This is a genomic window from Velazquezella soli (genome assembly GCF_977018685.1).
In genome coordinates, this window is record NZ_CDRNXF010000005.1 from 353,453 (window position 1) to 370,602 (window position 17,150).

17 protein-coding genes are annotated in these 17,150 nt (G+C 61.3%); 14 read left to right on the top strand and 3 right to left on the bottom strand.

The annotated features are described in order from the left end of the window. Positions 1-153: 153 nt before the first annotated feature. The 10 genes from AC0JZ8_RS22105 (at position 154) to AC0JZ8_RS22150 (ending at position 9,373) form a co-directional block, all read left to right on the top strand. On the top strand, positions 154-1,209 hold the full coding sequence (locus tag AC0JZ8_RS22105) for a sensor histidine kinase (protein ID WP_471893573.1): 1,056 nt from the start codon (positions 154-156) through the stop codon (positions 1,207-1,209). A gap of 179 nt (positions 1,210-1,388) precedes the next feature. Then, the gene (locus AC0JZ8_RS22110) at positions 1,389-2,240 is read left to right on the top strand and encodes a transporter substrate-binding domain-containing protein (RefSeq protein ID WP_471893574.1); all 852 of its coding nucleotides are present in this window, start codon (positions 1,389-1,391) and stop codon (positions 2,238-2,240) included. 154 nt (positions 2,241-2,394) lie between these two features. Next, a complete protein-coding gene (locus tag AC0JZ8_RS22115) occupies positions 2,395-3,138 on the top strand; it encodes an amino acid ABC transporter ATP-binding protein (protein ID WP_471893575.1) in 744 nt (247 codons plus the stop codon). A gap of 5 nt (positions 3,139-3,143) precedes the next feature. Next, entirely contained in the window at positions 3,144-3,818 is a 675-nt protein-coding gene (locus AC0JZ8_RS22120; protein ID WP_471893576.1) for an amino acid ABC transporter permease, read from the top strand. Between the two features lie 9 nt (positions 3,819-3,827). Further along, positions 3,828-4,493, top strand: coding sequence for an amino acid ABC transporter permease (locus tag AC0JZ8_RS22125; protein WP_471893577.1), 666 nt, complete (start codon positions 3,828-3,830; stop codon positions 4,491-4,493). Positions 4,494-4,515: 22 nt separating this feature from the next. Next, positions 4,516-5,442 carry an N-carbamoyl-D-amino-acid hydrolase gene (locus AC0JZ8_RS22130; RefSeq protein WP_471893578.1) on the top strand — a complete coding sequence of 309 codons (927 nt, stop codon included), beginning with the start codon at positions 4,516-4,518 and terminating at the stop codon, positions 5,440-5,442. Positions 5,443-5,454: 12 nt separating this feature from the next. Further along, positions 5,455-6,915 (top strand): dihydropyrimidinase, encoded by a 1,461-nt coding sequence (gene hydA / locus AC0JZ8_RS22135; protein ID WP_471893579.1) that lies wholly within the window; start codon positions 5,455-5,457, stop codon positions 6,913-6,915. Further along, complete coding sequence (locus AC0JZ8_RS22140; protein ID WP_174197657.1) at positions 6,912-7,571, top strand: aspartate/glutamate racemase family protein; 660 nt, start codon at positions 6,912-6,914, stop codon at positions 7,569-7,571. The genes hydA and AC0JZ8_RS22140 overlap by 4 nt, the downstream gene beginning before the upstream one ends. A gap of 5 nt (positions 7,572-7,576) precedes the next feature. Continuing rightward, on the top strand, positions 7,577-8,491 hold the full coding sequence (locus AC0JZ8_RS22145; protein WP_471893580.1) for a LysR family transcriptional regulator: 915 nt from the start codon (positions 7,577-7,579) through the stop codon (positions 8,489-8,491). A 27-nt stretch (positions 8,492-8,518) separates the two neighbouring features. Next, complete coding sequence (locus AC0JZ8_RS22150) at positions 8,519-9,373, top strand: D-amino-acid transaminase (protein WP_471893581.1); 855 nt, start codon at positions 8,519-8,521, stop codon at positions 9,371-9,373. 48 nt (positions 9,374-9,421) lie between these two features. Here the strand turns inward: AC0JZ8_RS22150 and AC0JZ8_RS22155 are convergent, their stop codons facing one another. The 3 genes from AC0JZ8_RS22155 to AC0JZ8_RS22165 form a co-directional block, all read right to left on the bottom strand. Beyond that, a complete protein-coding gene (locus AC0JZ8_RS22155) occupies positions 9,422-10,369 on the bottom strand; it encodes an isoaspartyl peptidase/L-asparaginase family protein (protein WP_471893582.1) in 948 nt (315 codons plus the stop codon). 77 nt (positions 10,370-10,446) lie between these two features. Then, positions 10,447-12,039 (bottom strand): ABC transporter substrate-binding protein, encoded by a 1,593-nt coding sequence (locus tag AC0JZ8_RS22160; RefSeq protein ID WP_062459230.1) that lies wholly within the window; start codon positions 12,037-12,039, stop codon positions 10,447-10,449. Next, complete coding sequence (locus tag AC0JZ8_RS22165; protein ID WP_082476359.1) at positions 12,036-12,599, bottom strand: MarR family winged helix-turn-helix transcriptional regulator; 564 nt, start codon at positions 12,597-12,599, stop codon at positions 12,036-12,038. The genes AC0JZ8_RS22160 and AC0JZ8_RS22165 overlap by 4 nt, the downstream gene beginning before the upstream one ends. Positions 12,600-12,638: 39 nt before the next feature. On the opposite strand from AC0JZ8_RS22165, the gene AC0JZ8_RS22170 reads away from it, so the two are divergent. The 4 genes from AC0JZ8_RS22170 to AC0JZ8_RS22185 are packed head-to-tail and all read left to right on the top strand — an operon-like array spanning position 12,639 to position 17,136. Continuing rightward, a complete protein-coding gene (locus AC0JZ8_RS22170; RefSeq protein ID WP_471893583.1) occupies positions 12,639-13,508 on the top strand; it encodes a creatininase family protein in 870 nt (289 codons plus the stop codon). A gap of 60 nt (positions 13,509-13,568) precedes the next feature. Then, positions 13,569-14,540 (top strand): ABC transporter permease, encoded by a 972-nt coding sequence (locus AC0JZ8_RS22175; RefSeq protein WP_471893584.1) that lies wholly within the window; start codon positions 13,569-13,571, stop codon positions 14,538-14,540. Continuing rightward, complete coding sequence (locus AC0JZ8_RS22180; protein WP_471893585.1) at positions 14,540-15,415, top strand: ABC transporter permease; 876 nt, start codon at positions 14,540-14,542, stop codon at positions 15,413-15,415. Before AC0JZ8_RS22175 ends, AC0JZ8_RS22180 begins: the two co-directional genes overlap by 1 nt. Beyond that, complete coding sequence (locus tag AC0JZ8_RS22185; protein ID WP_471893586.1) at positions 15,412-17,136, top strand: dipeptide ABC transporter ATP-binding protein; 1,725 nt, start codon at positions 15,412-15,414, stop codon at positions 17,134-17,136. Before AC0JZ8_RS22180 ends, AC0JZ8_RS22185 begins: the two co-directional genes overlap by 4 nt. The last annotated feature ends 14 nt before the right edge of the window (positions 17,137-17,150 follow it).

Below are 17,150 nucleotides of genomic sequence, written 5' to 3' on the forward strand. Positions count from 1 at the left end.
TCGTCACGTTTGTTGTCCGCATACGCCGTGCTTTCACCGGTGTTGCCAAACTTGTCCCTTATCCCGTCGGACATTACGTACCTTTCTAGTTGCTGATTGACGGAACACCCCGAACAAGCCAAGAACAAGCAACGCCGCGGGAACCCACTTGGAATGAAGCCCTTACGTATGCAATTGTTCGAGATGAGCGACCACGTCCGCGATTCCCCGGGAAAGCGCTGGGGAGTGGCGGTTGCAGCGTTCGGGCTTGCGCTCTACGCGCGGTTTCTATGCGACCATCTCCTGCCGCCGGGCTTCCCGTATCTTACCTTCTTCCCCGCGGTAATCCTGACGACGTTTCTGGCGGGCGTCTGGCCCGGGGCCGTTTGCGCCGTGGCCTGTGGCGTGGCTGCCTGGTACTGGTTTATACCGCCGTTTGCGATGTTCGAGATCAACGGGTCGGTCCTCGTTGCTCTGACCTTCTACGCGTGCGTGGTCATCGTGGACATTCTGCTGATCCAGGTCATGCACAAGGCGGTCGACGATCTTCAGGAAGAACGCCTGCGCAGCGAAGACCTGGTGCGCGAACAGCAGCGCCTTCTTGCCGAGCAAAAGGAACGGGAGCGCCAACAGCGTGTGTTGCAGCGCGAATTGTCCCACCGAATGAAGAACACGCTGGCGATGGTTCAAGCCGTCGTATCCCAGAGCCTGCGCAATGCGACAGACGTGAAGCTTGCCGGTGAAATGGCGTCGGCCCGCATCGACGCACTTGCCCGGGCACAGGATACGCTGACGGCAACGAACTGGTCCGCAGCAGATGTCGAGACGATTGTACGGACATCCGTCGAACCGCACCAGGACAGTCCCGACCGCTTCGATATCTTCGGGCCTCCGATGGTGCTCGAAGCACAACCTTCCATGGGTTTGGCACTGGCAATCCATGAACTTGCGACAAATGCCACCAAATATGGCGCGCTCAGTACGGCCGACGGCAAGGTCGAGATCCGCTGGACGGCGCCCGGCGAAAACGGCTTTGCCTTCACATGGATCGAAAGCAAGGGGCCGGCCGTGAGCGAACCGACGCGGCGCGGCTTTGGCTCCCGCCTGATGGAGCGCGTTGTGCCGACCTATTTCAACGGCGTCGCCAACGTGGACTACCGCACGGATGGTTTGCACTACCGCATCGAAGGCGAACTTCTTCCGAAAGAGCCTCAGCCTCTTCAGAGCTGACGCAATATGCGCCATTGGCCGGTTGCGACAACGACGACGATCGACCCAATCACTATTCGACAATCATATAATTCTAGTTCGATTATAATAATCAATTATATTGCAGCGCAGCAGGTTCGGTGGAACACTGGCGATAACAAGGGCCGCAAAGGCCTGGAGCCGCCAGTAGGAGAACATCGATGAAACCATTTATCAGGGCCGGCTTTGTCGGCTTAGCTACTCTGCTTGCCTGCACGCCAGCCTACTCCCTCGGAGACACGATCAAGACCGCGATCGACGCGACCTTCGCGCCGCACGCGATGCCAACACTCGACGGCAAGATCGAGGGTTTCAACGTCGATATGGCAAACCTGATCGGCGAACGGTTGGGCAAGAAAGTCGATCTGACCGGAGCGCAGTTCTCCGGCCTCATCCCAGCACTTCAGGCCGGCACCTACGACTTCCTTGTCGCACCGGTCACCGTGAACAAGGAGCGCGCCGCCAACCTTCTCTTCACCGAAGGCTTCATGGACACCAATTTCGGCTTCGTCGTGCCGGCCAATGCGCCTGAATACAAGACGCTGGAAGACTTCAAGGGCAAGACGATCGCCGTCAACAAGGGCTCTGCCTATGACAGCTTCCTGCGGGAGAAGGAAAAGGAATTCGGCTGGAAGGTCGAAAGCTACGGTACCAATACCGACGCCGTGGCAGCCGTCATTGCTAGACGCGCCGATGCGAACCTTGCCGGCAACACTGCCGCTGCATGGGCGGTCAAGAAGAACCCACGCCTGAAACTTTCCTTCGAATACGAAACTGGCCTTGTCTGGGCGCTTTCCTTCCGCAAAGGCGACGAGCAGAACCGCGATCTCGTCGATCGTGCGATGGAATGCCTGAAGCTAGACGGCTCGATGGCGAAGCTTTCGGTCAAGTGGTTCGGCGTCACGCCAGAAGCAGGCACGACGATCGTCACCCCGACCAAGGGTTTCGGGACGCCCGGCTTCGACGGTTACAAGGACGATGACCACAAGGCCTCCTGCGATAACCTGAAGTAACGCTCTGCAGCACGGGCAGGCGCTTCAGTCGCCTGCCCTCCCCCTTGATCAGACAGGATGCGGCAGCCGGCCGCCAATCGTCTCTCCCACATGAGATCGCGGTTGGAATCCAGCCGGCAAATCTGTCCGCATCGTGCCTGCCGGAGGTACCACAATGACCAATCGCCCAATGCTCGAAGTCGTCGCGCTGGAAAAGCGCTTCGGGACCACCACCGTCCTCAAGAAGATTGACCTGAGGGTCGCCGAGGGCGAACTCGTGTTCGTCATCGGGCCATCCGGTTCCGGCAAGAGCACGATGCTGCGCTGTTGCAACCGGCTCGAGGAACCAAAGTCGGGCGATATCATCGTCAACGGCCGCAACATCATGGCTGGTACCCGCCGCGATCTCGACCGAATGCGGCTGCAGATCGGCATGGTGTTCCAGGGGTTTCACCTCTACCCACATATGAGTGTCCTCAAGAACGTCACCCTTGCCCAGCGCAAGGCGCTGAAGCGCTCGAAGGCAGAAGCCGATGCGCGGGCGATGGACATGCTCGAACAGGTTGGCCTGGCGCACAAGGCCGACGCCTATCCCGGTGAACTGTCCGGGGGCCAGCAGCAGCGCGTGGCGATCGCCCGCTCGCTGGCGCTCGACCCGAAAGTCATGCTGTTCGACGAGCCAACCTCAGCGCTTGATCCCGAACTGGTCGGTTCCGTCCTCAAGGTGATGAAGGACCTGAAATCCAAGGGCATGACGATGGTCGTCGTCAGCCACGAGATGGGCTTTGCCCGCGAGACCGCGGACCGGGTTGTCTTCATGGATGGCGGTGTCGTCGTCGAAGAAGGCACGCCGGACGAGCTATTCGGCAACCCGAAGGCCGATCGCACCCGCGCATTCCTTTCGCGCGTTTCCGGGTAACGGCGATGGACCGGTTCCTCGAAACCTTCTACAACCCGGTGGTGATGGCGAAATATACGCCTGACATCATTGCCGGAATCTGGGTCACCCTGCAGATTGCCTCGGCGGTGATCGTGGCTGGCATCCTGGCCGGCCTCGCGCTCGCCTGCCTGCGCAGCTATGGCGTCAAGACGCTCAATTTCTTCATCATCTGCTATGCCGATATCTTTCGCGCACTGCCGCCTCTGGTCGTCATCCTGATCCTCTATTTCGGGTTCCCGTCGATCGGCATCCAGCTGTCCGGACCAATGGTTCTGTTCCTCGTTCTGGCGGCGACCCTTGCAGCTTTTGCCGAAGAAATATTCTGGGCCGGGTTCTCCTCTGTCGAAAAGGGTCAGTGGGAGGCAGGCATAGCAACCGGGCTCGGTTTTACCCGCACGCTTGCCTATGTCGCGCTGCCCCAGGCCGTCCGCCTTGCCATACCGCCGCTCGTCAACCGCGTGCTCGCCATCACCAAAATGACCGCGCTCGGCTCGGCCATTGGCGTGTCGGAAATCCTGTCGAGCGCCACGACGGCGCAGAGTTTTTCCGGCAGTGCCACGCCGCTCACTATGTCGGTCGCCGCCTATCTGGTGATTTTCCTGCCGATGGTGGTCTTCGCCCGCTGGCTGGAAAGCCGGACCGCCTGGAAGAAGCGATAGGAGGCTGACATGGATATTTTCATCGACCAGTTCTTCAATATCGACATCATGCGCCAATCGTTGCCGTTGATGATGTCCGGCCTCTGGATGACGCTCAAGCTGTGCAGCGCCGTCATTCTGCTGGGCCTGATCGGCGGCCTGTTCGTCGCGCTCGGCAATATGAGCGAGCGCCGCTGGCTGCGCTGGATCTCGATCGCCTATACCGATCTCTTCCGCGCCCTGCCGCCGCTGGTGTTGCTCATCTTCATCTATGCCGGCCTGCCCTTCGCCGGGATCAACATCTCGCCGTTCTACGCCGTCGTCATCGCATTCCTGCTCAACAACTCCTCCTATTATGCGGAGGTCTATCGCGCGGGTCTGATCTCGGTTGCCAAGGGACAGTGGGAAGCTGCCCAGTCGACTGGCCTCAGCCCGGTACAGACGCTTGCTCATGTCGTCCTGCCGCAGGCCATCCCCAACGTGCTGCCGGACCTGCTGTCCAACACTGTGGAAGTCGTCAAGCTCACCTCGCTTGCCTCCGTCATCTCGCTGTCCGAGCTTCTCTACAATGCCGGCATGGCGCGGTCGGTCACCTACAATGCCTCGCCGCTGGTGCTGGCAGCTCTCATCTACCTCGTGCTGCTGTGGCCGCTGGTGCGCCTCGTCAGTCATTTCCAGCGGCGCCTTGCCGCCTGATCGCTTTCGAAAGGAAACTCCGATGACCATCATGAAGATCGCAGGTGCCCAGCTCGGCGCCATCCAGAAAGCCAATAGCCGCGAAAGCGTCGTCATCCGCATGATTGCGCTTCTCGATGAAGCCGCATCCAAGGGCGCAGACATGGTCGTCTACCCAGAGCTGGCGCTCACGACCTTCTTTCCCCGCTGGTACATGGAAGACCAGGCCGAAATCGATTTCTGGTTCGAGACGGAAATGCCGAACGCCGCCACGCAGCCGCTGTTCGATCGCGCCCGCGAGCTCAACATCGCCATCACCTTCGGCTACGGCGAGAAGACGCCGGACGGACACTATTACAACACCTCGATCGTTACCGATCGGCAAGCCAATATCGTCGGCAAGTATCGCAAGGTGCATCTTCCCGGTCATTCCGAATACGATACCGAGCGCGCCTTCCAGCATCTCGAGAAGCGCTACTTCGAACCCGGTGATCTCGGCTTCAACGTCTGGCGTAACGAAGGCGTCATCATGGGCATGGCGATCTGCAACGACCGCCGCTGGCCGGAAACCTTCCGTTGCCTGGGCCTGCAGGGCGTCGAGCTGGTCACGATCGGCTACAACACGCCGTCGGTGAACAGCCAGATGAGCGCCGAAGGTTTGGAGAAGCGGCTTTTCCATTCCGACCTCTCCATGCAGTCCGGCGCCTACCAGAACTCGACCTATGTCGTCGGCGTCGCCAAGGCCGGCAATGAGGACGGCCACCCGCTGATGGGCGGCTCGATTATCGTCGATCCGGACGGGTTCGTTCTCGCCCGCGCCGTGACCGAGGAAGACGAGCTCATCATCGCCGAATGCGATTTCTCCAAATGCGACTTCGGCAAGAAGACGATCTTTGATTTCGAGCGCCATCGTCGTATCGAGCATTACGGTCGCCTGACGAGCCAGACCGGCGTGATCATCGAAGTGTAAGGAAAGACCGACATGACAGCGTTTGATACGGTCATTCATGGCGGTCGCATCGTCACCGCATCCGACATATTCGATGGCGATATCGGCATTACCGACGGTCGAATTGCGGCGATCGGCGAGAAGATCGCTGGAGGAAGCCGCCGGATCGATGCCGGCGGCAAGCTGGTCGTTCCCGGCGGCATCGAGGCGCATGCCCATATCGCCCAGGAAAGCTCCGCGGGCGTGATGACCGCCGACGACTACTATTCGGGCTCGGTCTCCGCCGCCTTCGGTGGCGATTCCTCATTCATCCCGTTCGCGGCTCAGCATCGCGGCCAGTCGATTGCCGAAGTCATCGCCACCTATGACGGCCGCGCCGCGCCGCACTCGGTGCTCGACTATTCCTATCATCTGATCATTTCCGACCCTTCGGCTGATGTCCTTGCAGAGCTACCGGGCGTATTTGCGCGGGGCATCACGTCGTTCAAGGTCTTCATGACCTACGACCTGATGAATATCGGCGACGGCGGCATGCTCGATATCCTGACGATTGCCAAAACCCATGGGGCGCTCACCATGGTCCATGCCGAAAACAACGACATGGTGAAGTGGATGAACAAGCGGCTCGCGGCGGCCGGGCTGACCGCGCCAAAATACCACGCGATCAGCCGTCCGGAGCTTGCGGAGGAAGAAGCGATCAACCGGGCCGTCTCGCTGGCAAAGCTGGTCGATGCAGCACTCTTCATCGTCCACGTCTCAACGGCTGGCGGCGCTGCCATCGTCCAGCGCGAAAAGCTCGCCGGCACGAAACTGTTTGCCGAAACATGCCCGCAATATCTGGCGCTGACCCGTGATGATCTCGATCGGCCCGGCATGGAAGGGGCGAAATTCATCTGCTCTCCACCGCTCCGCGACGCGGCAACGCAGGAAGCGCTCTGGCGACATGTGCAGTCAGGCACGTTCGAAAGCGTCTCCTCCGACCACGCGCCCTACCGTTTCGATGCCAGCGGAAAATTTGCCAATGGTGCCGATGCGCACTACCCGAAGATCTCCAACGGCATGCCCGGCATCGCCATGCGCCTGCCCTATCTGTTTTCGGAGGGCGTCGCTAAAGGCCGCATCACGCTGCAGCAGTTCGTTGCACTCTCAAGCACCAATGCGGCCAAGACATTCGGTATGGCTAAAAAGGGATCGATCGCACCCGGCTACGAAGCCGATATCTGCATCTGGGACCCGGAAGCCCGCCGCAAGGCAACGCTTGCCGATCAGCACGACAATATGGACTACACACCGTTTGAGGGCATGGAGATCGAAGGCTGGCCAGTCCTCACCATGAACCGCGGTGATGTCATCGTCGAGAACCGCGAGTTGATGGCGGACCGTGGTCGTGGCCGTTTCATTGCCCGCAGCCCTGTCGACCTGACGGGCAAGCCCGGCTACCGCGCCAAGGAATTCGATCCGGCGCAGAACTTCGGCGTGGAGATCGCCCCATGAGAAAAGTCGGCCCGATCCTCGTCATCAACCCGAACAGTTCGGAAAGCGTCACCGAAGGCCTGCGCGTGGCGCTCTCCCCGATGCAGTTTCCGGGTGGTCCCGTCATCGAATGCGTCACGATCGATGAGGGTCCGCCCGGCGTCGTCAGCCAGCGCCATGTGGATGAAGCGTCACTGCGCACCGCCGACCTGATAGAAACCCGACCGGATGCATCAGCCTATGTGCTCGCCTGCTATTCGCAGCCCGGGCTGGACCTTGCCCGGTCGATCACCAAAAAGCCGGTCTACGGCATCCAGGATGCGGGCGTGCTGAGCGCGCTGGCGCTTGCGGATCTCTTCGGCGTCATCGCAGTCGCCGAAGGTTCGATCCCCCGTCACATGCGCAACCTTCGCCGCCTCGGCGTCGATGGCAGGCTTGCCGGCGAGGTCGCGCTTGAAGGCGCGATCAGCGTCGCCGATAGCGGCCATGGGGAGGAAAGCTACGCGGCACTCGTGAAGGCCGGGCTGAAATTGCGCCAGATGGGCGCCGGCGCGATCGTGCTGGGCTGTGCCGGCATGTCCGGCCATCGCCGCAGACTGGAAGAGGAGCTCGGCATCCGCGTGATCGACCCGACCCAGGCCGCCGTCGCGATGGCGCTTGGCGCAGTTCTCACCTGAACGCCATGACCGAAATCGAGCAGAAACCGGATATCTCCCTGCGCCTCCTCGAGATCTTCGGGGCCATGATGCGCTGCGAAACGACCGTCGAGGCCGCCGAGCAGTTGGGCATTTCCCAGCCCGCCGTTTCGAACGGCATCCGCCAGCTGGAAAACCAGCTCGGCATAACGCTGTTCGAGCGCCTGCACCGGCGGCTTGAGCCAACCGAGGAAGCGACGCTTCTGTTTGAAGAGGTGCGTCCGGTCTTCAGCATGTTGCGCAGCTTTTCCGCCCGCGCCCGCTCCATCAGGCACGGCACATCGGGACGGCTGCGCGTCATGTCGACGCCGCCGCTTGGCAATACGGTCGCACCGGTGGCGCTCGCACGGTTCCTGAAGGACCGTCCGGATGTGTCTGTTGCCTACGATGTTCGCCGGCTCGAACACGTCATCGAAGCTGTGCAGAGCGGCGCCGCCGATGTCGGTCTGGCGATCGCGCTCGAGCGTCATCCTTCCGTGAATGTAGAGATCCTGTCGCGTACCCATATGGTCGCGCTTGTGCCGAAGGACCACCCGGTCGCCAGCCGGCAGGAGGTGACGGTCAGCGATCTCTCCGAACACGGCTTCATCGGCCTCGAAGCTGAATCGCGCATGGGCCAGATGCTGCGCGATGCCTTCGATCGCGAAGGTAACGACTATGAGCCGCGGGTCGAGGTGCGCTACTGCGCAACGGCTGCGGTTCTGGCCGGAGCAGGCGTCGGGGCAGCGGTCGTCGATCCCTATAGCGCCGCCTACCAGTCATCGGAGGGCTTGGTGCAACTGCCCTTCCAGCCGCCCCGCGAAGTCGCGGCCGTCCTGATTACCCGCAAAGGCGTGCCGCGCTCGCGTCTGCTGCACGGCTTCATCGCCGAACTGAAGCGAGCCGCCGGCGATGTGTTTTGAATTCCCGACATACTGAAGGAGATTGCCTTGTCCCGTATCGTTTATTTGAATGGCGAATGGCTGCCCGAGGCCGACGCTAAGGTCTCCGTGTTCGACCGCGGGTTTCTGTTCGCAGACGCCATCTACGAAGTGACCGGCGTCATCGACGGCAAGCTTCTTGAATATGACGGCCACGCCGCCCGCCTGAAGCGCTCGATCGGGGAACTGGGCCTGAACCTGCCGATTTCGGCCAGCGAACTTCTGGAGGTTCATCGCGAGATCATCAGACGCAATGAACTCAAGGAAGGCCTGATCTACCTCCAGCTGTCGCGCGGCCCCGCCGATCGCGACTTCGCCTTTCCGAAGGATCCGACACCGACGCTGGTTCTCTTTACCCAGGCAAAGTCGGTGATCGAGAACCCCAAGCTCGCAACCGGCCTGTCCGTCGCTCTGCTGCCCGACTGGCGCTGGGAGCGCCGCGACATCAAGACCGTGCAACTGCTTTATCCCTCGATGGCCAAGATGCAGGCGATGGAGAAAGGCGCTGATGACGCCTGGCTGGTGGAGGACGGCTTCGTCACGGAGGCAAGCTCGGCAACCGCCCATATCATCGACAAGACTGGCAGGCTGATCACCCGCCCGCTGTCGAATGCAATCCTGCACGGCATCACGCGCGCAAGCGTGCTTGATCTCGCCGAAAAAGCCGGCATTCCCTATGACGAGCGCGCCTTCACACCCGATGAAGCGATGAATGCCTCGGAGGCCTTCATCACATCCGCCACCAACTTCGTCATGCCGGTCACCCGCATCGACGGTGAACCCGTCGGCGACGGCAAGCCGGGGACTCTGACGCTCAAACTGCGCGAACTCTACATCGCCGACAAGATCGCCAGCGCAATCTAAGCGCCGCGAGGCCGCCGTAACAGCGGCCTCCGCAATCTCCGGGTCGCCTTACTCGATCCTGAACACCACGTCGTGGGTAGCAACGAAGAATTCGCCGTCAGGTGTGACCCAGCCGCGAAACATGCCGTCGGTGTTGTAAGGTGTGGCGATCGTTCCGTCGGCTCCGACGGCCACAAGTCCGGCACCGATAGCGTGCGGCTTCAAGTCTTCCATGATCACCTTCGACGCCGCCTGCTCCACCGTTTCGCCGAGATAGCCGATGCGGCTTGCGACTTCATGGCCGACGGCATAGCGGATGAAAAACTCGCCCTTGCCGGTGCCCGACACCGCGCAGAGACCGTCACGGGCATAGGTGCCGGCGCCGACGATCGGGGTATCGCCGATGCGGCCGACTGGCTTGTTGTTATAGCCGCCGGTGGAGGTTGCTGCCGCCAGATGTCCGGCACTGTCGAGCGCGACGGCACCCACCGTGCCGTGTTTTTCGGATTCGCTTGCCGCTGCAGCCGTGCCGGCCGCCGCATGCGCCTTCATCGCAGCCAGCGCTTTCACGCGTTTCTCGGTGGTGAAATAATTGGGTTCGACGACGTCCAGCCCCTCGACCTTCGCAAATTCGTCGGCCGCGTGGCCGCCCATCAGCACGGCTTCGCCCTTTTCCATCACCCGCCGCGCCGCCTTGACGGGATTGCGGATGCGCCGCACCAGTGTCACGGCGCCTGCTTCGAGGGTCGCGCCATCCATGATTGAGGCGTCGAGTTCGTGCTCGCCGGCGGCATTGAGGGCTGCGCCATAGCCGGCATTGAAATGGGGGCTGTCTTCCAGCACCACGACCGACGCCTGCACGGCGTCAAGCGCCGAGCCGCCGGTGCTCAGCACCGCCCATCCGGCTTTCAACGCATGACCGAGATCGACGCGCGCCGCTTCCCATTCCGCCTCACTGAGGCCGAGCTTTGCCATCACGCCGCAGCCGCCATGGATTGCCAGTGCAATCTTGCCCATGATCTTCTCCTTCCCATGAATAAAAAAGCCGGGCAGCAGAACTGCCCGGCCAAGTTTACCTCCGGTTGGCGTGGAGGCTATTTCGCAGGCCTGATGTTCATGGCCAGTGTGTCTTCGTCCGAACGCGGCACGATGGTGATGGTCTTTTTCATGCCCCAAGCGGATACGATCGAAGCGATCGACAGATTGGGACGATCGGAAGCGACCAGCGCGTTGGCGTCCTTCAGGTACTGTTCGCGCTTGCCCGCATCCATCTCGACACCGGCCGCCTCGATCAGCTTGTCCATCTCAGGGTTGGAGTAACCGCGGATGTTGAAGGCGCCGAGCTTCTTCGTCGGATCGTTGGTATGGACCAGCGACGAGAGCGTGTAGTTCGCCTCACCCGTCAGCGTGCCCCAGCCGGACATGGTCAGCGAATAATCGCCGCGTGTGTTGGCCGGGAAATAGACGGCGCCGGGCTGTGCGTTGGCTTCCACCTGGATGCCGATCGCAGTCAGCATCTGGGCGATCGTCGTGCCGGTGTCCTTGTCTCCCGGCAGGCGGTCGTTGGTGAAGGAGAACGTCACCTTAAAACCATCGGGATAACCGGCGTCGGCAAGCAGCTTCTTTGCCTTCTCGACATCGGAAGGTGCCGGCTTCACATCCGGATTGTAGCCGAAGATGTTGGGCGTCACGAGCTGCGACTGGACGGTGCCCATGCCTTCCATGGCGATCTCGGTGATGGTTTCGCGATCGATTGCAAGATCGAAGGCCTCACGAACACGCGGATCGATGAAGGGGTTTTTCGGAAGCGGCGAACCGTTCTTGGCGGTCACCTGCGGCGACTTTTCGCGGAAGTCGAAAGCCATGTTGAACAGGTAGACGCTGTCCTGGCGAACGATCGTCAGCTTTGAATCCCTTTCCAGCGTCGGCACGTCGGATGCCGGAATACGGGCGATCAGATCGACCTGGCCGGCCTTCAGCTGTGCAACGCGGGCGGCGTCGTTGGGAAGCTCCTTACGGATGACCTTGTCCCACGGCTCTTTGCCGCCCCAGTAACCATCGAAGCTCTGAAGAACCAGCTGCTCCTTCGGCGTCCAGGACACGAACTTGTAAGGACCGGTCCCGATCGCGGCCTTGCCGGAATTGAAACCTTCCGACGCCTTTTCGGCGCTGTCGGAATAATCCTTGGCAGCGATATGCGACACCACGAACAGACGGATGAAATCGTTGGGCAGGGTTGGCGCCGGTCCGTCCGTCTTGACGCGGATCGTCAGCGGATCGACGATTTCTACGCCCTTGACGCGGCGGACGTAGATCGTTGTCGGGTTCGGGCCAGCGACTTTCGGAATACGCTCGATCGAGAATTTGACGTCCTCGGCGGTGAAGTCCGAACCGTCATGGAATTTGACGTTCGGGCGCAGCTTGAATTCCCAGGTCGTGTCGTCGATCGCGGTCCAGCTGGTGGCAAGGCCCGGCTCGAGTTCGAGATTGTTGCCCGACTTGATCAGCGAGTCGTAGATGTGCTTCATCGCCTCGGCGTGAGTGCCGGCGGCGGTGAAATCGGGATCGATCGACAGCGGACCGGCGCGCACGCCGATGGTGAGGTCGGCGGCAAGTGCTGCGCTCGAAACGCCGCCGAGCAATGCTGCGGCGAGCACGATGGTGCGGAATGTCCTGGAAGCCGTCATTCTTCGTTCTCCTCTATTGTTGTCATTGGTGGCCAGTTGGGTGAATCGACGACGACCTTGGCGAGCAGTTCCGACAACATCAGCTGTTCGGCAGGCGTCAGCGACGAGATCATGGCTCTCTCGCGCTCCACCATCGGCTGCATGGCCTGATCGACGATGCGTCTGCCCTCCTCGGTGATGTAGAGGACAAAACTTCTGAGGTCCGCCTGGTCGATTTCGCGACGGACGATGTTCTTGTCGATCAGCTTCTGGATCGCCCGGCTGATCGTGTTCTTCGGAAAGCCCGAGGAATTGCAGATGGCACTGGCCGTCAGTCCGTCGGACAGGCCGAGCGAATAGATGACGACGAATTCCGGCCGCGCCAGGCCGTGTTCCTTTTCGATCAGTCGGTAGATCGGCTCGTTGAACTGCAGCGCCAGAAAGTTGAACCGGAACGACAACCAGCAGGGGTTCTTCCACAGTTTCACGGATACCAGGTCCTCGACGCCATGCGTGCCGGCGGCGGCTTTTCCGCCCTCCCGCAGCAGGGTCTCCAGTGTCGGTCCACGCGTCTGTCGCACTCTTCGGTCGCTTTCGAGCTTCGTGAGGTTTAGTCCCGTATGGAACTTGACGATCGTTTAAATGGCTGTCAATTTCTTTTTTTAGTCCCGTATGGAACTTTGCTTCCTGCGACACAAAGCATCGGAAAGCACAAATATTGTGCGGCCATGCGGAAAACAGAACGTTCTTTGCGCAGTTGCGCGAAGTTTGAGAACGAGGGTAGCGAATTGAAGATTGCCGACATGAACTGGATGCTAGTCGAAGAGCGCGTCGCAAAAGATGATCGCTGTATTTTACCGATCGGCAGCGTCGAGCAGCACGCCTATCTCAGTCTCGCGACCGATATGATCCTGGCTGAAAAGGTCTCGGTCGATGCTGCCGAGCCGCTCGGCATTCCAGTCTTTCCGGTCGTGCCTTATGGCCTTGCCTCCTCGTTCGCAACGTTTCCGGGAACGCTGACGCTATCGCTCGCCACCTATATTGGCGTCATCGAGGATCTGCTCGACAGCATTTACCGCTCCGGTTTCCGGCGGATCCTGATCGTCAACGGGCATGGCGGCAACACGCCGGCGACGGTGGTGATTTCCGAATGGCTGAATGCCCACCCCGACGCATCGGTCAAATTCCACGACTGGTGGCGGGCGCCGCAGACGCTGGCCAAGGTGCAGCAGACCGATCCCGCCGCATCGCACGCGTCTTGGATGGAGAACTTCCCCTGGACACGCACCACCGACGCGCGTCAGCCGACGACTGCCAAGCCACAGATCGACTACGCGGCGCTTGCCCGCGTCGGCGCTGCGCAGAAGCGTGAACTGCTCGGCGACGGCAATTATCACGGCCTCTACCAACGCCCCGATGAAGACATGGCTGCGATCTGGGAGGTCGCCGTTTCCGAAACCCGCGCGCTGCTGGAAGGCGACTGGCACTGACCACCGCCTGACCCGCATCACATTTTCGAACCCCGCACGAGACGGGAGAACAGGGAACGAATGTTTGGATTCATCCTGCAAAGGCTGTGGCAGGCGCTGATCGTGGTCCTTGCCATGTCGGCCCTGGTATTCTGCGGCGTCTATGCCGTTGGCAACCCGATCGACGTGCTGATCTCGCCGGATACGACGCAAGACATCCGCGCCGCGGTCATCGCTCAATATGGTCTCGACCAGCCGCTCTGGCAGCAATATTTTACCTTTGTCGGGCGCATCCTGCACGGCGATTTCGGCCGCTCCTTCGTTTACAACATGCCGGTCAGCGAACTGATCCTGACCCGTCTCCCGGCAACGCTCGAACTGACGCTGGCGGCCGTGCTGTTTGCCAGCCTCGTCGGCATTCCGATCGGAATGTATGCCGGCTACAAGCCGCACAGCCCCATCTCGCGTGCCATCATGGCGCTTTCCATCCTCGGCTTTTCCGTCCCCACCTTCTGGTTCGGCCTGATGCTGATCATGGTGTTTGCCGTGCAATGCGGCTGCATGCCGGCCGGTGGACGCGGCGAGACTGCCAGCCTGTTCGGCGTCGACTTCAGCTTTCTGACCGGTGACGGTTTCTCCCACATGATCCTGCCGGCGCTGAACCTCTCTCTGTTCAAGTTCTCGCTGATGATCCGGCTTGCCCGCGCCGGCACCCGCGAACTGATGCTGAGCGACACGGTGAAATTTGCTCGCGCCGCCGGCCTTTCGGAATTTACGGTGCTGAGCCGGCATGTGCTGCGGCTGATCTCCATTCCGCTCGTCACAGTGTTCGGCCTCGAACTCGGCTCGACGCTTGCGTTTGCCGTCGTCACCGAAACGATCTTTTCCTGGCCGGGCCTCGGCAAGCTCATCATCGACAGCATCACCTCGCTCGATCGACCGGTCATGGTCGCCTACCTGATGTTCGTCGCCCTCCTGTTCATTGTCATCAATTTCGTGGTCGATCTCACCTATGCGCTGCTCGATCCACGCTTGAGAAAGGGGCGTGCCTGATGCGCGACACTCCACTCTCCCGTTTTCTCAATGAATTCCGCCGCAACAAGGTCGCCACCGGCGCTGCGGTGTTCGTGTTTGTCATCGTGTTCATCGCCCTGATTGCGCCGCTGGTGACGCCTCAGGATCCTTACGACCTCGCGCATCTGGTGCTGCGAGACGCACGGCGCCCGCCGGGCTATGTCGGGACCGGCGGCTACACCCACTGGCTTGGAACGGACTCGCAAGGCCGCGACCTTCTGTCCGCCATCATCTACGGACTGCGGATCTCGCTGCAGATGGGCGTCATCGCCAGCGGCACCGCGTTCGTCATCGGTGCCGTGGTCGGCTGTGCCGCCGCTTATATCGGCGGTCGCTTCGAAAGCCTTGTCATGCGCATCGTCGACCTGCAGCTGTCGTTCCCGGCCATTCTGCTCGCCTTCGTCATCGCCGCCATTCTCGGCCAGGGTCGCTACCAGCTGATCCTCGCGCTGATCTTTGCCCAATACGCCTATTTTGCCCGGACCGCCCATGGTGCGGCGGCGGCCGAACGGCAGAAGGATTATATCGAGGCGGCGCTGTCCATCCCGCTGTCACCCTGGCGTGTGGTGCTGCGGCATATCCTGCCCAACTCGCTGCCACCACTGATCGTGGTCGCCACCGTGCAGATCGCCAGCGCGATTTCGCTTGAAGCAACGCTGTCCTTCCTCGGCGTAGGCCTGCCGCCGACCTACCCGTCGCTCGGCATGCTGATTGCCAACGGTTTCCAGTATCTGCTCTCTGGTCGTTACTGGATCTCGATCTATCCCGGCCTGGCGCTGATCATCTTCATCGTCTCACTCAATCTCGTCGGCGACCAGATCCGCGACCAGCTCAACCCGAGGCTCCGCCGATGACCGATACAGTGACAACACCGGCGACACCGCTTCTCGAAGTCACCAACCTCAAGACCTGGTTCCCGAGCGGCCGCGGCGAGGTCAAGGCTGTCGATGGAGTCTCCTTCTCGATCGCCCCCGGAGAGGTGCTGGGCCTCGTTGGCGAATCCGGTTCCGGCAAATCGATCACCGGCTTTTCCATCATCGGCCTGATCGACGAACCCGGCCGCATCGTCGAAGGATCGATCAAGCTCGAAGGTCGCGAACTGGTGGGCCTGCCCTCCCATGAGCTGCGCGCCATCCGCGGCAAGACCATTTCGATGGTCTTCCAGGACCCGATGATGACGTTGAACCCGGTCCTGAGCATCGGCACACAGATCAAGCTGGCGCTGGAAGCCCACGAGAACATCGGCAGCGCCGAGGCCCGTGAGCGGGCGATCAAGGCGCTGGCCCAGGTTCGCATCAGCGACCCTGAACGCAAGGTGGATTTCTTTCCGCACCAGTTTTCCGGCGGCATGCGCCAGCGCGTGGCGATTGCGATAGCGCTTCTGCACCGACCGAAACTGATCATCTGCGATGAACCGACGACGGCGCTCGACGTATCGATCCAGGCGGAAATCCTCGCCGAGATGAAGGAGCTGGTCTCCGAGCTTGGCACGGCGCTGATCTGGATCAGCCACGACCTTGCCATCGTTTCCTCGATTGCCGACCGCGTCGCGGTCATGAAATCCGGCAACATCGTCGAGATCGGCCCGGCACTCGGCGTGCTGACGAAACCGCAGCACGACTATACGCGCGCGCTGCTCGATGCCCTGCCCTCGCGCGCCAAACCCGGCGAACTTCTGTTGCGCGGCAGCGGTATCGCAGACGCGGCACCACCGCCGCGCAAATCGGCAACCGCCAACCTGCCGCCCCTCGGAAGTCCCTATCTGGTCATCGACGATGTCATGAAACGCTTCGAAAAGCCGGCCGGGTTGTTCAGGAACCTGGCGATCAAATCCGGCCTGTCGCAACCAACAAACGTGGTCCACGCCGTCGCCGGCGTCTCACTGACCGTCGAGCGTGGTGAAGTTCTAGGATTGGTTGGCGAATCCGGTTCCGGCAAATCGACGCTCGGACGTATGGCAGCCGGCATCACCGTGCCCACATCGGGCACGATCCGCCTCAACGGCCAACCCGTGATGAGCGCCGGTCGCGCGCCAAAAAAGATCACCACCCGCATCCAGACGATCTTTCAGGATCCGTTTGCCTCGCTCAACGGCCGCATGCGCATCGGCGACATCATCGCCGAGGGGCCGCTCGCCCACCGTCTGGTGAGCCGTGCCGAGGCGGCGGTTTATGTCGGACAATGGCTGGCGGCCGTCGGTCTCGACCCAACCTTCGCCAACCGCTTTCCACACCAGTTTTCTGGCGGCCAGCGCCAGCGCATCGCCATTGCCCGAGCGCTCGCCATGCAGCCGGATGTGATCGTCTGCGACGAGCCGGTCGCCTCGCTCGACGTATCGATCCAGGCGCAGATCATCAACCTCCTGATCCGCCTTCGCGCCGAACTCGACCTGTCGCTGGTGTTCATCAGTCACGATCTGTCGGTGGTGCGCCACCTCTGCGACCGCGTCGCCATCATGTATCAGGGCCGGATCGTCGAGGAGGGTGACGCCGGCGCAATCTATGCGGATCCGCAGCACGCCTACACGCAGCGACTGCTGGCGGCCGTACCGGTGCTGCCGCAGGCAGCCGAATGACTTAAACGGAGGAC

What these genes read in the sequence shown, in the direction of transcription:
- AC0JZ8_RS22105 (WP_471893573.1), top strand. Translation starts at nt 154, where the DNA reads ATGAAGCCCTTACGTATGCAATTGTTCGAGATGAGCGACCACGTCCGC.
- AC0JZ8_RS22110 (WP_471893574.1), top strand. Translation starts at nt 1,389, where the DNA reads ATGAAACCATTTATCAGGGCCGGCTTTGTCGGCTTAGCTACTCTGCTT.
- AC0JZ8_RS22115 (WP_471893575.1), top strand. Translation starts at nt 2,395, where the DNA reads ATGACCAATCGCCCAATGCTCGAAGTCGTCGCGCTGGAAAAGCGCTTC.
- AC0JZ8_RS22120 (WP_471893576.1), top strand. Translation starts at nt 3,144, where the DNA reads ATGGACCGGTTCCTCGAAACCTTCTACAACCCGGTGGTGATGGCGAAA.
- AC0JZ8_RS22125 (WP_471893577.1), top strand. Translation starts at nt 3,828, where the DNA reads ATGGATATTTTCATCGACCAGTTCTTCAATATCGACATCATGCGCCAA.
- AC0JZ8_RS22130 (WP_471893578.1), top strand. Translation starts at nt 4,516, where the DNA reads ATGACCATCATGAAGATCGCAGGTGCCCAGCTCGGCGCCATCCAGAAA.
- hydA (WP_471893579.1), top strand. Translation starts at nt 5,455, where the DNA reads ATGACAGCGTTTGATACGGTCATTCATGGCGGTCGCATCGTCACCGCA.
- AC0JZ8_RS22140 (WP_174197657.1), top strand. Translation starts at nt 6,912, where the DNA reads ATGAGAAAAGTCGGCCCGATCCTCGTCATCAACCCGAACAGTTCGGAA.
- AC0JZ8_RS22145 (WP_471893580.1), top strand. Translation starts at nt 7,577, where the DNA reads ATGACCGAAATCGAGCAGAAACCGGATATCTCCCTGCGCCTCCTCGAG.
- AC0JZ8_RS22155 (WP_471893582.1), bottom strand. Translation starts at nt 10,369, where the DNA reads ATGGGCAAGATTGCACTGGCAATCCATGGCGGCTGCGGCGTGATGGCA.
- AC0JZ8_RS22160 (WP_062459230.1), bottom strand. Translation starts at nt 12,039, where the DNA reads ATGACGGCTTCCAGGACATTCCGCACCATCGTGCTCGCCGCAGCATTG.
- AC0JZ8_RS22170 (WP_471893583.1), top strand. Translation starts at nt 12,639, where the DNA reads ATGGAACTTGACGATCGTTTAAATGGCTGTCAATTTCTTTTTTTAGTC.
- AC0JZ8_RS22175 (WP_471893584.1), top strand. Translation starts at nt 13,569, where the DNA reads ATGTTTGGATTCATCCTGCAAAGGCTGTGGCAGGCGCTGATCGTGGTC.
- AC0JZ8_RS22180 (WP_471893585.1), top strand. Translation starts at nt 14,540, where the DNA reads ATGCGCGACACTCCACTCTCCCGTTTTCTCAATGAATTCCGCCGCAAC.
- AC0JZ8_RS22185 (WP_471893586.1), top strand. Translation starts at nt 15,412, where the DNA reads ATGACCGATACAGTGACAACACCGGCGACACCGCTTCTCGAAGTCACC.